This is a genomic window from Limnospira sp. (assembly GCF_051859755.1).
Classification (GTDB): Bacteria; Cyanobacteriota; Cyanobacteriia; order Cyanobacteriales; family Microcoleaceae; genus Limnospira; species Limnospira fusiformis.
In genome coordinates, this window is the sequence record NZ_JBIMLI010000002.1 from 71334 (window position 1) to 90058 (window position 18725).

Here is an 18725-nt window from a genome sequence, read left to right on the forward strand (position 1 = left end):
CTCAAAAAGTTAAAGCAAACTTGTGGCATCCAAGCTGGCATAAACCAGCCTTCTGCCATACACCTTAGCATTGTAAGCATACAATCTGGTTTTTGTCAATACCATTGACCGGAAAAAATACTTTTCACCCCCAGAGATATCCGATTAAGATCTTCTTGGAGTAGGGGAGGCCATTCGACACCCTGTTTAGACTTGAGAATCAATTGCTGATGGCTTTCCATGGCTAATTGATACAAAGCCAACACCAGGGGGCGATCGAAGTTATCGGTTTCTTTGAGGGAGTCATACACCAGTTTAATTGCTAACAAAATCGATGTCACTTGACCAGGGACCGGGGGCTTACCTTCTTTCAGACGAATTAAAAAGGCATCGGGGTTATTTTGTATTTCCAAAGCCATACCCTGGTCAATTAAGAAACTACGGGCAGTTTTATAGTCCATTTTTCATCAGTAACAATGAATAATTAACAATTAATAATTAACAATTAATAATTAACAATTAATAATTAACAATTAATAATTAACAATTAATAATTAACAATTAATAATGATTCGGGTGGGGGTGATGATTTACCGCTGTGGGGCGGGTTTACCAAAACCCCCGTGGGAATGATGATTTACAGCAGAACCCGCCCCTACAGGATGAACAACTAATAATAATTAATTATTAATTATTAATTATTAATTATTAATTATCCGGGTGGGAATGATGATTTACCGCTGTGGGGCGGGTTTACTAAAACCCCCGTGGGAATGATGATTTACAGCAGAACCCGCCCCTACAGGATGAACAACTAATAATTATTAATTATTAATTATTAATTATTAATTATTAATTATCCTACTCCCATTCGATGGTTCCTGGGGGTTTAGATGTGATATCGTAAACTACCCGATTGACCCCTCGCACTTCATTGACAATGCGGTTAGAAATAGTTTCGAGTAAATCGTAGGGAACCCGCGACCAGTCGGCGGTCATACCATCTTCACTAGAGACAAATCGCAACACGACGGGATAGGCGTAAGTACGCTGATCTCCCATAACTCCTACACTGCGGACGGGAAGCAATACGGCGAAGGCTTGCCAAAAATCATGATAAACGCCGGATTTGTGAATTTCATCACGGACGATAAAATCAGCATCACGGAGAATATTCAGTTTTTCGGCGGTAACTTCCCCCAGAATACGAATGGCTAAACCCGGACCGGGGAAGGGGTGGCGGCGGACGATTTCTTCGGGTAAACCTATCGATCGCCCAACTTTGCGAACTTCATCTTTAAACAGTTTACGGAGAGGTTCAACTAATTTGAACCGTAAGTCCTTGGGTAAACCGCCAACGTTGTGATGGCTTTTGATTTTCACGGCTACCCTTTCCCCAGTTTTCGGGTCAACATTGGTATCGGCTGACTCAATGACATCAGGATAAAGGGTTCCCTGGGCGAGATAGTCAAAGGGTCCGAGACGGGCTGATTCTTCTTCAAATACCTGGATAAATTCCGCCCCAATGCGTTTGCGTTTTTCTTCGGGGTCGGTCACTCCTTTGAGTTTTTCCAGAAAGCGATCGCGGGCGTTAACGTATTCAACAGAGATATGAAACCGAGCATCAAATAATTTTACCAGTTTTTCGGGTTCATATTTCCGCATAAACCCCTGGTCAATAAACATACAGGTAAGTTGATCTCCGATCGCCTGATGGAGTAAAAATGCCAGAGTTGAGGAGTCCACGCCGCCAGAAAGGGCTAATAATACCCGTTTATCTCCTACTCTAGCCCGAATCTCGCGGATAGCTTCTTCGACAAAGGTTTCTGTCGTCCAGGTCGGTTCACAGTCGCATATATGATAAACGAAATTCCTGATTAAGGCTTGACCACCAATAGAGTGAACTACTTCGGGGTGAAACTGAACTCCATAGAGTTGGCGTTCATGGTGAGCGATCGCTGCACAGCGTGTATTCTCGGTATGGGCGAGAACCTCAAACCCTTCTGGTAGTCTGGTACAGGAGTCACCATGACTCATCCACATGGTAGACCCTTGCTCTACATTAGTGAGTAAATCGGTCGGATCATCAATAGTTAGGGAAGCCTTACCATATTCGGCTAGTTTAGCGCGTTCTACCCCTCCCCCCAGTTGTTGAACCATTAACTGCATTCCATAACATACACCCAACACCGGAACCCCCAGATTCCAAATTTCTGGGTCACAATGGGGGGCTTTTTCGTCATAGACCGAACTAGGTCCACCGGATAAGATAATCCCTTTTAAGTTCAGGTCGGCTAATTTTTGGGCGCTGGTGCGATAGGAAATGACTTCGGAATAGACTTCGGTTTCCCGAATGCGACGGGCGATCAGTTCGGAGTATTGGGAACCGAAATCTAAGATGACAACCATTTCCCGATTAACTGAGGTAACCGGTTCGGCTATTGGTGTCGGTCGAGTTTGCTCTGGGGCTGAGGTTTGCACAGTCATATTTAGTTCAGGGTTGTAGATGTTAATAGAGTCATGGGGCTAGTGGGTTCTGGTAGCACCGGGAGGAGTGAAAATGCGAGAATTTTGCTGATAATTTGTTGAGAGACTATCTTAACCAGCATAACAAATTTGCTGCCAAATTGTATCACCGATCGCACTTTTGCAGATAATTTGACGTTGGCGATCAAATAAAACTGACCCCACCTGGACATTTACTTCGGCGTGGGTGTGGATATAGGCGGCGGCGCGATGATCAATAGCCGAGGCGATCGAACCATAAATGCGATCGACCCAATCCCCTTTTAGTTCCCGCAGGTACAATAAAGCATCTTCGGTGGTCGGAGAATGCAAAACCTTCTGTAGATCTGGGGTTGGTAATCCCATATCCGCACAGTGGGCGGTTAAAATTTCTAAGCGTCCGTCTGCGAGGTGGTGATGGGTGTGGAAAATACCCCCAGCCATTTTGATCAGCTTTCCGTGATATCCAAATAGTAAAATTGATTCAACTTCCACAAATCCTGCTGTTACTAGCATTGGTCCCAACCAGTTAGCCGTTTTGACAATTTGTTCGGGCTTAATACCTAAATGGGTGGCTAGGTCGAATCCATTTTCACCAATACAAAATACTAGGGTCTGAAAGTCGGTAGCTTTGGCTTCCAGGGTCTCCCGATACACTTCCAACTGTTCCGGGACGCTGAGGGGTTGGGATATACCTGTTGTCCCCAGCAATGATAGTCCTTGGATGACTCCAAAGGCTTCGTTAGATGTGCGTTTGGCTAGTTTTTTGCCTTCTGGTAAAATAATGGTAACTTGAATGCGATCGCCTAGTGATACCAGGGATTTCAGGTTACTTAAAATCAGGGATTTGGCATATTTATAAATCGCCGCCTGTTCCCCTTTTTCCTGGACTCCCACCCCTTCACCACCGACAATTTTAATGGGGGTTTCTAGGGAGTTAATATTACGGCCTATTATTTCTACTATTGCCCAAACTGGTGTATGGCGAGTAATATCTAAGTTATCTCCTGGGTCTGAACGAGTAATTCCTAAAGCGGCATGATCACTAATACGAGCCACCTGTTCGATCGCAATTTCCGCCGTTTCTGGTGGGTCAATTAAATCCACGTTCACCGTATTTTTATCATTAGGGGTCGGGTCTTGGAGATGCTCCAAAGCTGCGATCGCCGCCGCACAAGCAAAAACCGGGAGTGTATATCCAGAACGAGGTTTAGTCATAAGTCAAACCTAGATATGAGTAAATTATATATATCATCTTCTCCCATATTTTACCCTACCTTATTAATCAATTTACCTACCCCTGTCACTTCCACAACTACCTCATCTCCAGCAGTTAGGAAACGGGGGGGATTAAATCCCATACCTACCCCCGCCGGAGTACCTGTCGCAATAATATCTCCTGGTAATAGAGTCATTCCCGCCGACAGAGTAGATATAATTGCGGGGACATCAAAGATAACTTGATCAAACTTAGCTTGTTGTCTTTTTTCCCCATTCACCCAACAGCAAATCTCAATATTTGCCGGGGGTGGCATAATCGAACGATGCACCACTACCGGACCCATAGGCGCAAAACCATCTAGGCTTTTTCCCCGAAACCATTGGCGGTGATCTGATTGCAAATCCCTAGCCGATACATCATTTAAAGCCGTATAACCGAATACATAATCCCAGGCATTTTCCGGTAAAATATTACTGCCTTTTTTACCAATAATAATCGCCAATTCTGCCTCATAGTCTAATTTCGAGGTTAAATGGCTATAGCTAGGAATTATGTCACCGGTAGCGATCGCCGTAGTGGTAGCTTTAGTAAAAATAATCATTTGGGTGGGTAGTTTATCGTCCTGGTCAACTCTACCCAGCATTTCTTTAGCATGATCTAAATAGTTTTTACCCAAACAAAAAATATTGCGTTTAGGATGAGGAAAAGGCGCGAGAATTTGAGTATCTGTCAACGGCGCACAGGCAATTTTTGCCGCGAAAGCGATCTCGGTCAAATCCCCAACCGCCTGAAGGGCAGTTTCTCCAGCTTCTACTAATTCTAATAAAGTCTGAGTAGTTAAGGACTCATCCAAAATCTGACTAGCTTTAACTAAGTCCACAACAGTCTGAGCAACTAAAGTCCCCAATTGTCCATTTTTTAGGGTTACAAACTTCATACTTAGAATCTCACCCACTGCACATCCTACATGACCACAATTGTATCAGGCTATTGATAGCAATCCTGAATCAACCGACAAATAAGCCCTCGCCCCCAAGCCCTCTCCCAGAAAGGGAGTACCCAGCGACCAAAGGCGATCGCTGGGTCTGAGAAATGCAAATCTGAGAAAATCAGAAAGTCTCAGCGGGTTGGTGGTGAAATCAAATCAATAGTTAAATAGGACAGCACAAACCGCCAGCCCGTTGGCTAAAGCGGGCATTTTCCCGATAGTCTACGGGACAATCAATCACCACAGGAACTTCCGAAGCCAGTGCTTCTTTAAGAATAGGAACCAAATCAGTCGCCGCCTGAACCCGGTATCCTTTCAATCCCATACTTTCAGCAAACTTGACAAAATCAGGATTACCGAATTTAATAAACGAGGACGAGCCAAACTGGTCTTCTTGTTTCCATTCAATCAAACCATAGCCACCATCATTAAAAATCAGGGTGACAAAAGGTGTACCAACTCGCAGGGCGGTTTCTAATTCCTGACAGTTCATCATAAAACCGCCATCTCCAGTAACAGCCACTACTTTTAATTCAGGATTGACAAATTTAGCGGCGATCGCCCCAGGAATAGCAATTCCCATAGCCGCAAAACCATTGGAAATCAAACAAGTATTAGGGCGATCGCAGTGGTAATGTCTTGCCATCCACATTTTATGGGCCCCGACATCAGAAATCACGATATCTTCCGGTCCCATCACCTGCCGCAAATCATAGATAATTTTTTGAGGTTTAATGGGGAAACCATCATCATTAGCATAGCGTTCATAATCTTGGCGAATCTCTGAGCGCAGTTTTACCCCATAGGGGTCAGGTTTACCAGTGCGGTCAGACCGACGCAGAATCTCATGAAGAGAATCTGAAATATCCCCAACAATTTCGGCAATAGGAATATAACTGCTATCGATTTCCGCGGCATTAGCCCCCACATGAATAATCGGAATTGTGCCTTTAGGATTCCATTTTTTCGGGGAATATTCAATCAAATCATAGCCAATGGCAATCACCAAATCAGCTTTATCAAAAGCACAACTAATGAAATCCCGTAACTGAAGTCCTGTAGTCCACAGAGATAAAGGATGGGTATAAGGAATCGCCCCCTTACCCATAAAAGTATTAGCTACAGGAATATTTAGTTGGGTAGCAAATTCAGTCACCGCCTCACTAGCATTAGCTCTCAAAGCTCCATTACCTACTAGGATAAGGGGATTAACAGCTTTAGAGATAGCGCTGGCTGCTTCATTCATGCTTTGATAAGCACAATAAATTTTTTCGCGGCGATCGCGATTTAGCGGCTGCCCTTCCACAGCCATACTAGCAATATTTTCCGGTAAATCAATATGAACCGCACCGGGTTTTTCCGTTTGGGCTAATTTAAAAGCCTTACGGACAATTTCCGGGGTAATGCTAGGTCGGACAATTTGAGCATTCCACTTAGTTACAGGGGAAAACATTGCCACCAAATCCAGGTATTGATGGGATTCAATGTGCATTCTGTCTGTACCCACCTGACCCGTAATTGCCACCAAGGGAGCGCCATCAAGGTTAGCATCTGCGACCCCTGTCATTAGGTTAGTAGCACCAGGTCCCAAGGTAGACAAACAAACCCCTGCTTTTCCGGTCAAACGTCCGTAGACATCTGCCATAAATGCAGCACCTTGTTCATGGCGGGTGGTGATAAATTGGATAGAAGAATCTTTCAGGGATTCGAGAACTTCCATATTCTCTTCTCCCGGTAGTCCGAAGACATATTTAACCCCTTCATTTTCGAGGCATTTTACCAAAAGTTCGGCTGTATTCATTGGGCAATTTTTCAACCATACAAATAGATTAAAACAACCGGATAATTATCCGCATAATTTCCGCAGTTTTTAGGGTCAAATATAGGCGCAAAATCCCCCAGTAAAAATGTCATATATCAACAATTAACCAGGTAATTTTTACCCCTAATTTGGAGTCGGAGTTATTTAATCCAGACCGTTTTCACATTGACAAACTCATGAATGCCTTGGATGCTTAACTCTCGTCCGTAGCCAGAGCGTTTAATGCCACCAAAGGGCAAGCGCGGATCGGATTTGACCAAACCGTTAATAAACACGGCTCCGGCTTCTAGTTCTAAAGTTAAACGATCCTGTTCGGCAGTGTCTGTAGTCCATGCACTTGCACCCAGACCAAAAGATGTGCTATTCGCTAATGCGATCGCCTCATCTAGGCTTTTCACCCTAAATAAGAGCGCCACAGGTCCAAAAAATTCCTCCTGATCAGCAGGTGTTCCGGGGGGGATGGAAGCTAAAATAGTAGGCGCATAGAAGTTTCCCGGACGCTCAGAGAGTCGATGACCGCCAGTGAGCGCGATCGCTCCTGCTGCTAGGCAAGTTTGCACTTGTTCGTCAATATCCTTGAGAATTCCCGGCGTAGCCAGGGGACCTACTTCTGTATCTGGGAGCATTGGGTCTCCCACTTTCAACGCCTTAAATTTGGCGACCAGTTTTTTTTCAAATTCTCCGGCGATGCGATCGGCAAGAATAAACCGCTTGGCCGCAATACAAGACTGACCGTTATTCAGCATTCTAGCTGTCACCGCCGTTTGTACTGCTGCTTCTAGATCGGCACTTTCTAGCACAATAAATGGATCGCTGCCTCCTAATTCTAGCACTGTTTTTTTGAGATTTTTACCAGCTTCCGAAGCTAAACTAGCTCCAGCCGGTTCACTTCCTGTCAGGGTGGCCGCTTTAACGCGCGGGTCAGCCACAATTTGAGCTACTTTGTCTGCTCCCACTAGGAGGGTTTGGAAAACTCCAGGGGGAAACCCAGCCGCTTTGAAGATTTCGGCAATAGCTAAAGCACATTGAGGCACGTTAGAGGCGTGTTTGAGCAACCCCACATTTCCCGCCATTAAAGCCGGAGCCGCAAAGCGGAACACCTGCCAAAATGGGAAATTCCAAGGCATGACCGCTAAAATGGCTCCTAGGGGTTGATAGCGCACGAAACTCCGAGTCGCATCACTGGCAGCCGGAACATCAGCCAGAAACTGAGGCGCGTTTTCCCCATAAAACCGACAAACCAAGGCGCTTTTTTTCGCTTCGGCGATCGCATCTTTGATAGGTTTTCCCATCTCCAATGTCATGATTTGAGCAAATCTCTGTGCATCTCGCTCCAAAATCTCCGCCGCTCGGTTCATCCATTCAGCTTTTTTGTCAAAAGGCAGATAGCGGTAACGGGTAAAGGCTTGCTCTGCTGATTCCAGACAGGCTTCTATCTCCGAGTCAGTCAGGGATTCAAAGGTTTTGACCACTTCTCCCGTGGCTGGGTTGATGGTGGCGATTCCCATAACAAATTGATGTTTTTCATAAAATTAAATGTTTACATCTAATCATCCTACCTCTGAAAAACCATCTATTATCAATTAATTTCCCCTTCAGCCAACTGTTTACACAAATCTATAACTTTATTTAAATAACTTAAAATTTATGAGAAAACATCCGGCTCTAATTCCCGACAAATTTAATTTTTCTTCATCTTACTTACAAAACTAAAAGAACACCCAGAAAGCTGTTCTCTGGGTGATATAAGACCAAATTATGGTTCAGGCTGTAGGTATCCCCTAGCGAATATACTCTTTGAGAATACTATTGCGGTTGGGGTGACGTAACTTTCGTAAAGCCTTAGCTTCTATCTGGCGAATGCGCTCCCGAGTCACGTTGAATATCTGCCCTATTTCTTCTAGGGTTTTCATCCGTCCGTCATCGAGTCCATAGCGTAGTCGCAAAACATCTCGTTCCCTGGGGCTGAGAGTATCTAATACACTTTCGAGGTCTTCCCGTAGCAAATTCTTAGAAACCTGATCTTCTGGGGTTTCTCCATCAGACTCAATAAAGTCTCCCAAGCGAGAATCTTCTTCTTTACCAATGGGAGTTTCCAGAGAAATAGGTAGTTGAGCGGATTTCGCAATAAATCTTAACTTCTCGATGGTCATTTCCATCCGGGTAGCGATTTCTTCCTCCGTCGGTTTACGACCCATTTCCTGAGATAGGAGTTTAGTAGTCTTTTTGATCCGAGAGATAGTTTCATACAGGTGAACTGGAAGTCTTATCGTCCGAGACTGATCAGCGATCGCCCGAGTAATAGCCTGACGAATCCACCAAGTCGCATAGGTACTGAACTTATAGCCTTTCTCGTGATCGAATTTTTCCGCCGCCCGGATTAACCCTAGGCTTCCCTCTTGAATTAAGTCTTGAAACGACAAACCCCGATTCATGTACTTTTTAGCAATGGAAACCACCAACCTCAAGTTAGACTGAACCATTTTATCCTTAGCTCGTCTGCCCAGAAATAGGCGACGGCGGAATTCTGGTAGCCTCATATCAACCGCATTTGCCCATTCCTTTTCGTTAGGTTCGCGATGATAATGCTCTATTAGCTTTTCTCGTATTCGCTCCAACTCCAGCAAATCGGCAATTTTACGAGCCAGTTCAATTTCCTCATCGGCTCGCAGTAAGCGAATCCGACCAATTTCCTGAAGATACAGTCGAATCGAATCTTCTGTATAGTGCTTTTTTTTTGTCTGGGCACGTCGCCGAGATTTCCCGGCACTCCCAGCCTTAGCTAGTTCTGTTTCAGATTGAGACTCCTCTAATTCTTGTTGGAGAGATTCTCCATGTTCAAACAAATTTTCAACTAAATCTGGATCAGATTTCGGGTCAGATAATTCAATTGTTTCCATTTCAGGCTCAATGGTGGTTGCGAGTCCGTCTTTTATTTGGATCATGCCGCGTTCCTCATGCTCCTCAATTCAAGAATCCATCACGAGAGACAGAATATATCTGTCTTATGACAGTTTAGCCAATTACCCACTGGGTCTGACTGTAACATCGGCTTGATCATCATAAACTATTGATGATTTAATTCCGACACAGCCAATCAGCTAGGGGTGACAAAAGTTGTTCAAACCATATAGATAAAATATCTCAGGTTTCATTGACCAGGGTCGGCCCTGACCGGGTGAACTACAACAGCCAACTCAGTCCCATTAGCAACAGCATTGGAGACCAAGGGAGTTTGACTACTACTGCCATCGATTCATTCTGGCTTACCCTACCCCTAGCGTGTCAAGGAACACAATAAGTATGGTAGGTACAATTCATTAAGTGATTTATGAATCGCTTTCCCAATCTATGTTAGCCCATATAAGAGACTATGGGGGTTAGGTTAATTGAGCAATCCTATTTTAATTTTCATCCCAAACCTCGCGGAGAAACTTCGAGGAGTTTAATTCAGAATTGAAATACATATCTGGTCAGCACCATCTCGGTGATTCCATAGCTGGCGCTACTTCAGGTCTCAATCCCTTGGTCTGTCCTCAATAGAGAATTTTCAAGACTGGGTATTCTCAAACCGGCCAACTGGGTTGTCGAATACAGGATATCCTCAGTTTTCCCGCTTTCACAGGACTAATGCCAACTTGCATCATATAGAGGCTAAGTTGCTGGGTTTGGTCTTGAGCCAAGGGATCTGCTCAAAAAACTGAAACCAGACGAATCGGAGAACTCCAGTTCAATAAAGACTTCCACGGTAAACGTGATCATTGAGTTCTCAGATTGCGTCAGCCTTTTCTGTTAAGGTAGCTCAAATTTGAAAAAATGGAATCCCATAAAATGTTAAATCACATTAAGTTTTTGCTGTCATCTCTTAATATTTGGTGGTCAATTGTTGATTTATTAATCATTTTCTGGGTTTAACTTTGATTTCGGGTCTTAGGATTTATCCACTCACTAATTCCCTCTCCTAACAAAGATAGCCCCACTACCATGATGGTAAGGGCTAATCCGGGAAACAATGTACTCCACCAAATCCCAGTGGGAAGCGCTTCTAAGGCTAGGCGTAAATCATGGCCCCATTCAGGAGTTTCTGGTGGTAGCCCTAAGCCTAAAAATCCTAATCCTCCTAAAATCAGGATCGCATCGGCTGCATTCAGAGTTAACAAAACCGGGACACTCTGAATTACATTTAAGAACAGGTAGCGAGAAAGCACTGTCCAAGTATCAGCCCCCATGGCTTGGGCGGCTTCGACAAATAATTCGGTTTTGACGCTGGTGGTATGGTTACGAACTACCCGATAATACTGGGGGATATAGGCAATACTAAGGGCTAAGGCTGCATTAAACACCCCACGACCAACGACAAAGGCTAAGGTAATGGATAGCAGCAGTCCCGGTAAGGTGTAGATGGTATCCATCAAAAACAACAAGCAACGATCTATTTTCCCGCCCTGATAGCCACTCAGAAGCCCCAGAGGAACGCCGATACATAAACTTAATACTGTTGCTAACAGTACCACCTTCCAGGCTGCTTGAGTGCCGAATAGGGTACGAGAAAAGATATCATACCCCTGGCGATTGGTTCCAAACCAGTGCTTGAGTCCGGGGGGTTGATGAATGGGGTTGGCGAGAAATTCGGTGGGACTCTGTATCCATCCCCAACTTTCTAATACTGGGGAGAAAATAGCGATCGCCACAAAAACAGTTGTGATCACAAAACCAATTGTCATCATCCAACTGGAAACACTAGGGGAACCCGCGCGGGTCCAAAATCGAGCCAATCGAGATTTAGTGGAAGTCATTGTTCAGTTAACAGCTAACATACCGAAAGGATAACTATAAATTACTTTGAATGACATCTCGATACTGACTTTTTTGTTTAACCCCCTTCATTTCTCTGACTAACTCCTTATGTTTAAAAAACTGAATAGTTGGAGTTCCCATCACTCCGGCATTTTGTGCAATTTCCGGGTCCTGTTCTATATCAATTTCGACAAAGTGGATTTCACCATCAAACTCATCGACCAATTTATTTAAAATCGGTTTGAGGCTGTGACAGGGGCCGCAGGTGGGGGATACATATTTAACCATAATTAGGCGATCGCTCTCATGGTAGAGTTTCCGCAGGGCATAACTTCCTTTATGCTTAGTTTTATTGATATCGTAAGTTTCCTCAGTGTCTGCGGCCTCAGTTTCTGGGTGAGTGGCTGTTGTCTCTGATGATGATTGAGTTTGTGCAAATTCCCGAGCCAAATTATGAGAGGATAACCATCGTTCTGCCAACATCGCCCCCATGCAGCCACTACCCGCCGCTGTCACCGCTTGACGAAATTCATGATCTTGAACATCTCCAACGGCATAAACACCCTCAACGCTGGTTTCTACGCCATTATTTTTAGTGACAATATAACCGACAGCATCCAGTTCTAACTGTCCCTCAAAAATATCAGTGTTGGGAGTATGACCAATGGCATAAAATAAACCATTAACCCGCAATTCACTTTCCTGGTTGGTGCGATTATTTTTGACGACAATTCCCCCAAGTTTACCATTGCCAAATACTTTAAATGCCTGGGTATTCCAATGAACGGTTATTTGGGGGTTTTGTAAAACCCGCTGCTGCATAGCTTTACTAGCACGCAACTCATCTCGACGCACCAAAAGATGTACATGACTGCCATATTTAGTTAAATAAACCGCTTCCTCTGCGGCTGAGTCGCCGCCACCGATAACGGCTAATTCCACTCCTTTAAATAGGGGACTAGCGCCATCACAAATAGCACAGGCGGAAATGCCATTACTCCAGAAAATTTCTTCCCCTGGTAGGTTTAGGCGTTTAGCAGTAGCTCCCGTAGCAATAATAATACTATGGGTAGAGATTTCCCGCTCTGGGGAAGTGAGGGTAAAGGGTCTTTGACTGAGATCCACTTTAATCACGTCTTCGGTAATTAATTCAGCCCCCCAGCGCGCGGCTTGTGCTTTCATGCGATCCATTAATTGCGGTCCGGTGATACCATCAGGAAAACCGGGGAAGTTTTCTACTTCTGTGGTGGTCATTAATTGTCCACCGGGAACCCCACCCTTATGATATCCTTCAAATACAATGGGTTTGAGGTTAGCGCGTCCTGCATAGATAGCGGCAGTGTATCCAGCGGGACCAGAACCGATAATCACTAAATTTTCAACCATTTTCAATATGGTAGGGGGAAATTATACAATCTTTCATTATAAACCATCAGGACTTTGTTTAAGGCAAGTTTCCTAAAATCATCCGAGGAGGGTTCAGGACTTGACAATCAATAATTCATCAATAATAATTTAAGGTTAATAAATGATTTTTTGTCAAAGTTTATGGGTAAAGGAATCTAAATGAAACGAGTGTTAGAACCGGAAGTAATGGATAGTTGGTCGGAGGCTGTAGAGTATGACTCTATGGACTTTGTAGAGGTGAATAGAGCTTTTGCGGAACAGGCGATCGCCGTTTTACCCAAATCGAAAGGGATGGTATTAGATGCGGGAACGGGAACAGCGCGCATCCCGATTTTGATAGCCCAACACAAGCCAGGATGGCAAATTATCGGGATTGACTTATCCGAAAATATGCTGAAAATAGGGGAGAGTAATATCAAGGCTGCGGCAGTGAGTAATCAAGTGGAATTAGCCTTAGTGGATGCCAAAAAGTTGCCATATATTGACGGTCAGTTTGATTTAGTAATTTCCAATAGTATAGTGCATCATCTAGGGGACCCTTTACCTTTTTTGTGTGAGGTAAAACGAGTATTAAAACCGGGGGGAGGGATTTTCCTGCGGGACTTACAGCGACCGCAAAATGAAGCCGATCGCGATCGCCTAGTAGAGGAATATGCAGGGGACTGTAACCAGCATCAAAAACAACTATTCCGAGATTCCCTACAGGCGGCATTTACCTTAGAAGAAGTGCAGGAGATGGTAAACCAAGCTGGATTAGGGGATATTAAAGTTTATACATCAAGCGATCGCCACTGGACGGCGGAAAAAATAGCGATCGGCTAACATAACTGTTAATCAACGGAACTCAGAAGTATGATAGTCAAAGTGCGAAACTGGAGTCAATGGCTAAATTTACTGGCCCGATAGCGATTTGATGAGCTGATCCGAATTTTCGCCAATACCCGATCAAAATATTATTGTTAAATGTCAAACCCATGAGTATACGCGGTATAGATGTTTCAGACTACCAACCCAACGTTGACTGGAAAGCAGTGGCTAATTCCGGTATGGAGTTTGCTGTAATTAAATCAACGGAGGGAGCCACCTTTGTGGCGGATGTTTTTGCTCCCTATTGGAAAGCAACCAAAGCCAACGGCTTAATTAGGGGAGCATATCACTTTTTTAGGCCGGCCAGCAATATTCAAGGACAAATCGATAACTTCCTGAGAACTGTTCCCCTGGAACCGGGAGATTTACCCCCGGTGTTAGATATTGAAACCACGGACGGGCTAGATTCCAAAACAATATGCGATCGCGCTGCTGTGTGGCTAGAAGCGATCGAAGCAGCCACCGGATATCAACCGATAATTTACACCTATCCAGGATTTTGGCAACAACTGAACACCGATCGCTTTTCGGAATATCCCCTATGGATCGCCCACTATACCCAAGCCGAAAAACCAGCCATACCAGGAAAATGGAAAACCTGGGTATTTTGGCAATATACAGATCGCGGTCAAGTTGATGGTATCCGAGGCGGGGTAGATATAAACATCTTTGAGAGTATCCGCAGAGGGGAACGGGGACCGAAAGTAGAATTGATGCAGACAATGCTGAAAAAACGCGGCTTTGAACCCGGAGTAATTGACGGCATTTTTGGCGCGGGAACCGAAAGGGCTGTCATCAGTTTTCAGGATAACAAAGGCATTAAAGAAAAAAATGGGGTAGCTGGCTTAAAAACCTGGACTGCATTAATGGGTCAAGTGGAAAACTTCGTCCCACCAAGGGTAGAAGCCGAACCGACACCAGAACCGACACCCGCACCCGCACCGGAACCCGCACCGGAACCCGCACCGGAACCCGCACCGGAACCCGCACCCGCACCCGCACCCGCACCCGCACCGACACCAACCTTAGAACTAATTGATATCTGTAGGATCTATCGTGGTTCTGCGACGGAAGATAAAGCCTTAGTCTGGTTACAGGAGAGAATCCCATCGGAGACCTTATTAGAGTTTGCGCGTTTGTGGAGAAATCAGGCTATTCCCCAAACCCAGTCGATTAGAATTATAGATGTGTGCCGTTATTATCGGGATCTGCCGAACCAAAATCAAGCTCTGCGGTGGTTACAGCGGGAAATTCCAGCGACTATCTTGCTGGAATTTGAGCAGAAATGGAACGCCACCCCGGAAGTAGTGGTTGATATTCGGTTACTCGATGTCTGTAGATTCTACAGTGGGACTGCTACCCAAAAAGAGGCGATCGAATGGCTACAAACGCAAATTCCCGCCCCTACCATGGTAGAGTTTGCCAGATTATGGCGTAGACCCAGTTCTCGATAAACTGCTATATAGGGGGTAAGGCGATCGCCAAATCTAGGATAGGTTAAGATTAACCTCACTGTTCCCAGTTCCCACTATCTACCCCAAGTAGTTACCCCGCCAGAAGTTCAACAATAATCAATTTTTGATTTGTTGGAGCAGATGGAATCCTCCTCTGTTTCATGGCGGGTCTGATATCAAGTTAAGAAAGATATTTTGAGCGTGCGACAGTAACCCTTATGGACACATCCTTTGAGATCACCATGCTGATGGTCATAACCATCATTAGTGGTATCGGTGCTCAAGTTTTAGCGGACTACCTGAAAGTTCCTGCCATTGTCTTTCTACTGATATTCGGTATCCTAGTAGGCAATGATATTTTAGGGCTAGTCCATCCCAACTTACTCGGCGATGGCTTAGAAGTCATTGTCTCCCTTTCGGTAGCCCTAATTCTGTTTGAAGGGGGATTAAGTCTAGAACTGAGAGCTTTAGGGGCTGTTTCGGGAAGTATCCGTAACTTAGTAACAGCCGGAACATTGATCACCTTGGTCGGTGGTGGTATGGCTGCTCATTGGCTAGGGGAATTTCCCTGGCCGATCGCCTTTCTGTATGCGTCCTTAGTCGTTGTGACCGGACCTACTGTAGTTGGTCCCCTACTCAAACAGGTTTCTGTGGATCGACCCGTAGCCGCGATTTTGGAAGGGGAAGGAGTGCTAATCGATCCCATTGGTGCTATTCTCGCCGTCTTAGTGCTTAATGTAGTTCTCAGTGGTAGTGCTGACCCCGTGGAGTTGTTCCGGGAATTAATCACTCGTCTAGGAATTGGTGCCACTATCGGGGTCGTCGGTGGTGCATTAATGGGGTGGAGTCTCAAACAAGCTAAGTTTATGTCTGAGGATCTCACCAGTTTAGTCGTCTTAGCTGCTCTGTGGGGACTCTATGATGCTGCTGAATTGGTCAGTAGTGAATCGGGGCTAATGACTGCAGTTGTCGCCGGTATGGTGGTGCGTTCTGTCGGGGTTCCAGAAATGCGTCAACTGCGCCGCTTTAAGGGACAACTGACCATGTTATGTGTGTCCGTGCTGTTTATTCTGTTAGCCGCGGATCTGTCTTTAGAAAGTATTGTCGCCTTGGGGTGGGGGAGTGTGTTAACTGTACTCGCTCTGATGTTTATTGTCCGTCCCATTAACGTTTTGATTTGTACCCTATCGAGTAAACTTAACTGGCGACAAAAGTTTTTTATTGCTTGGATAGGACCTAGGGGAATTGTATCAGCCTCTGTGTCTTCCCTATTTGCGATTCTGTTGACTCAACGGGGAATGAATGGGGGAGACTCCATTAAGGCTTTGGTTTTCCTGACGATTATTATGACTGTTGTCACCCAAGGACTAACGGCTAAATATGTGGCTCAACTATTAAGAGTTACATCATCTACAGCTACCGGAGCCGTAATTGTCGGTTCAAATCCTATCAGCCGCCTGATTGGACAAATGTTCCAAGAACGCAATGAGTCCGTGGTGATTATTGATACTGACCCAGAGGCTTGCGAACAGGCTAAGGATGAAGGGTTGCGTGTTTATCAGAGTAGCGCCCTTGATCCTAATGTCTTGGAAGAGGCGGGACTTGAGTCTATGGGGACTTTCCTGGCTATGACTAGCAATGGTGAGGTGAATCTAGTTTTAGCACAACGGGCGGCGGAAGAGTTCCAGCCTCCCCGTGTGTTGGCGATTTTTCCCCAAGAACCCCAAAAGAAAACGGCTAACAGTAATGGTAAAGAGAAGGTACAACAGGCTTTTATTCCAGAGTTTCCCCTTAAACAGTGGAGTCAATATGTCCAAGACCGTGAGGTGAAGTTGGGGGAAACTTTGCTGAGACAACCGGGACTGGAGTTTCAGCGATCGCATTTACAAGCGATGATTCGGTCAGGGGAGTTTCTCCCTCTATTACTGTTGCGTCAAGAACAGCTAATGGTAGTCCCAGTGGCGGAAACTTGGCAAGCAGGCGATCGTATTATTTACTTACTCCATGACCCTAAACCTAAACTACTTAAACGTTTATCCGGTTCTCAACAAACCGATCTCACCCTCGATAAGCATCCTGTCGTCGAGGAAGTTCCGATTCCATCTCCTCACCTCGAAACTATTTCCGCTAAAGAACCTAGTAACTAGCTAGTCAACCAGCCTTCACGCCACAGATACCCAGGTAAGTCTCCGGCGTTGACGAGATTAATCAGGCTTTTATCTTGGCTGGCTTTTGAGATTTTGGTGATTCCTTGTTCTTTGGTGAGCCAGAAAATACTGTCCAGGGGAACAGCATTGAGAAAGTCTGGAGAGTGGGTAGATACAAAGACCTGTCCGCCTCTAGCAGCATAGCTGGCAAATTCTTCAGCCAGTTCATATAAAAGACTCGGATAGAGTTGATTTTCTGGTTCTTCGACACAGAGTAAAGGGTGAGGTTTAGGGTCAAACAGGAGGATTAGATAAGCAAACATTTTCATGGTTCCATCGGAAACATAGCGATCGATAAAAGGATCTTTAAAGGCTTGGTCTTGAAATTTAAGGATTAATCTACCATCTGGCGTTTCTTGAGCTTCTACCTTAGAAATTCCTGGGACTCTTTGCTGCATTCTCTGGATAATTTCGTCAAATATTTCCGGGTGTTCTTGATAGATATATTGGGCAACGACTGCCATATTATCGCCTGTGGGGGAGAGGTGTTCGGCATAGCATCCTTGCTGCCTCTGGCTTCGCTAATATGAAAATCGGAAACGTGCCAGTTTTCGATAAGTGAACGGAAGGCACTGGCGGCTTTGAATCTTTGAAATTGTCCTAGTCCTTTAATGGCTAAAATATCGCTGGATTCAAGTTTTTGTTCTTCCCGTTTTAGGTGTTCATCAGGTTGGCTAAAGTCTTCTTCGTTGATAATAGCATATCCCTGACCTTTTTGAAAGTCCAGAAAGTGAAATGGTTTACCATGTTCACCACGTTTATAGCGGAGAATTTCTCGATAGATGATGGGTCGTCTTTTCTCTTGAACGACAATCAAAATATAGGTAACCAGGCGTTCTGTGTTGGATATTTCCATGCGGAATTTTAATTCTATTTCAATATTTTCGTGGCTTTTTCCTCTGGTAACTACTTCGTTAAATCCGCCTCTAACTTGCAGGGCTTGCCGAATATTATTTTGGAGAGCATCACGCAGAAATCCAAAGATATCGAAGAGGGTTGATTTGCCGGTGCCGTTGGCTCCAATGATGACGCAGAAGGGGGGAATATCTTTAATTTCTAAGGATTCAAAGGCGCGATAGTTTTTAATTCGGAGAGCTACTATTTTCATAAAAAAGGGGGCATATTAATTATCGATTTGGGGAGGGATGAGCTGATGGCTGAATGGGAATAATTGTTAATTTAATTTATTTCGGCTCAGGGCGATCGCTATTACTACATTACTATCGACAGATTTCTAATGCTCAGTGGAAGGGACTCGTGGAATCTCAGGGATTTGTGCCATCTAATCACCAGTAGACGAATATTATACCAGGAACTCAGGCCATGATACAGCCATCTATTTTAAGTAGGTTGGGTGTAACGCAGTGGAACCCAACATCAGGGGGTTTTGCTGTGACTGTAGTGGAACCCAACATCAGGGGGTTTTGCTGTGACTGTAGTGGAACCCAACATCAGGGGGTTTTGCTGTGACTGTAGT

The 18725-nt window shown here is 44.8% G+C and carries 15 protein-coding genes; 4 read left to right on the forward strand and 11 right to left on the reverse strand.

The window, feature by feature from the left end:
• Nucleotides 1–95: 95 nt before the first annotated feature.
• From ACTIE0_RS00785 to trxB, 9 genes are all read right to left on the reverse strand, one after another.
• Nucleotides 96–440, reverse strand: coding sequence for a hypothetical protein (locus ACTIE0_RS00785; RefSeq protein ID WP_006624269.1), 345 nt, complete (start codon nucleotides 438–440; stop codon nucleotides 96–98).
• 400 nt (nucleotides 441–840) lie between these two features.
• Complete coding sequence (gene guaA / locus ACTIE0_RS00790; RefSeq protein ID WP_006624265.1) at nucleotides 841–2466, reverse strand: glutamine-hydrolyzing GMP synthase; 1626 nt, start codon at nucleotides 2464–2466, stop codon at nucleotides 841–843.
• 111 nt (nucleotides 2467–2577) lie between these two features.
• Complete coding sequence (cbiD, locus tag ACTIE0_RS00795) at nucleotides 2578–3702, reverse strand: cobalt-precorrin-5B (C(1))-methyltransferase CbiD (RefSeq protein WP_006624264.1); 1125 nt, start codon at nucleotides 3700–3702, stop codon at nucleotides 2578–2580.
• A gap of 50 nt (nucleotides 3703–3752) precedes the next feature.
• Nucleotides 3753–4643, reverse strand: a complete 891-nt coding sequence (locus ACTIE0_RS00800) for a fumarylacetoacetate hydrolase family protein (RefSeq protein ID WP_006624263.1) — start codon at nucleotides 4641–4643, stop codon at nucleotides 3753–3755.
• Between the two features lie 214 nt (nucleotides 4644–4857).
• Nucleotides 4858–6495, reverse strand: coding sequence for an acetolactate synthase large subunit (locus ACTIE0_RS00805; RefSeq protein WP_006624262.1), 1638 nt, complete (start codon nucleotides 6493–6495; stop codon nucleotides 4858–4860).
• Nucleotides 6496–6656: 161 nt separating this feature from the next.
• Nucleotides 6657–8024, reverse strand: coding sequence for an NAD-dependent succinate-semialdehyde dehydrogenase (locus ACTIE0_RS00810; RefSeq protein ID WP_006624260.1), 1368 nt, complete (start codon nucleotides 8022–8024; stop codon nucleotides 6657–6659).
• A 273-nt stretch (nucleotides 8025–8297) separates the two neighbouring features.
• The gene (rpoD, locus tag ACTIE0_RS00815) at nucleotides 8298–9461 is read right to left on the reverse strand and encodes an RNA polymerase sigma factor RpoD (protein WP_006668411.1); all 1164 of its coding nucleotides are present in this window, start codon (nucleotides 9459–9461) and stop codon (nucleotides 8298–8300) included.
• Between the two features lie 966 nt (nucleotides 9462–10427).
• Nucleotides 10428–11312 (reverse strand): ABC transporter permease, encoded by an 885-nt coding sequence (locus tag ACTIE0_RS00820; protein ID WP_006668410.1) that lies wholly within the window; start codon nucleotides 11310–11312, stop codon nucleotides 10428–10430.
• A gap of 34 nt (nucleotides 11313–11346) precedes the next feature.
• Nucleotides 11347–12699 (reverse strand): thioredoxin-disulfide reductase, encoded by a 1353-nt coding sequence (trxB, locus tag ACTIE0_RS00825; RefSeq protein ID WP_006668409.1) that lies wholly within the window; start codon nucleotides 12697–12699, stop codon nucleotides 11347–11349.
• Nucleotides 12700–12879: 180 nt separating this feature from the next.
• Between trxB and ACTIE0_RS00830 the strand changes: the two genes are divergently transcribed.
• From ACTIE0_RS00830 to ACTIE0_RS00840, 3 genes are all read left to right on the forward strand, one after another.
• On the forward strand, nucleotides 12880–13542 hold the full coding sequence (locus tag ACTIE0_RS00830) for a class I SAM-dependent methyltransferase (RefSeq protein ID WP_006624255.1): 663 nt from the start codon (nucleotides 12880–12882) through the stop codon (nucleotides 13540–13542).
• 152 nt (nucleotides 13543–13694) lie between these two features.
• A complete protein-coding gene (locus tag ACTIE0_RS00835) occupies nucleotides 13695–15041 on the forward strand; it encodes a GH25 family lysozyme (protein WP_006668408.1) in 1347 nt (448 codons plus the stop codon).
• Nucleotides 15042–15259: 218 nt separating this feature from the next.
• On the forward strand, nucleotides 15260–17188 hold the full coding sequence (locus ACTIE0_RS00840; protein ID WP_006668407.1) for a cation:proton antiporter: 1929 nt from the start codon (nucleotides 15260–15262) through the stop codon (nucleotides 17186–17188).
• On the opposite strand, the gene ACTIE0_RS00845 is transcribed toward ACTIE0_RS00840, so the two are convergent.
• Together ACTIE0_RS00845 and ACTIE0_RS00850 are read right to left on the reverse strand one after the other, a co-directional pair.
• Complete coding sequence (locus tag ACTIE0_RS00845) at nucleotides 17185–17646, reverse strand: AAA family ATPase (RefSeq protein ID WP_006624252.1); 462 nt, start codon at nucleotides 17644–17646, stop codon at nucleotides 17185–17187. The genes ACTIE0_RS00840 and ACTIE0_RS00845 overlap by 4 nt on opposite strands.
• Entirely contained in the window at nucleotides 17613–18356 is a 744-nt protein-coding gene (locus ACTIE0_RS00850) for an AAA family ATPase (RefSeq protein ID WP_006668406.1), read from the reverse strand. The genes ACTIE0_RS00845 and ACTIE0_RS00850 overlap by 34 nt, the downstream gene beginning before the upstream one ends.
• 53 nt (nucleotides 18357–18409) lie before the next feature.
• Between ACTIE0_RS00850 and ACTIE0_RS00855 the strand changes: the two genes are divergently transcribed.
• Nucleotides 18410–18544, forward strand: a complete 135-nt coding sequence (locus ACTIE0_RS00855; protein ID WP_257720169.1) for a hypothetical protein — start codon at nucleotides 18410–18412, stop codon at nucleotides 18542–18544.
• Nucleotides 18545–18725: the final 181 nt, after the last annotated feature.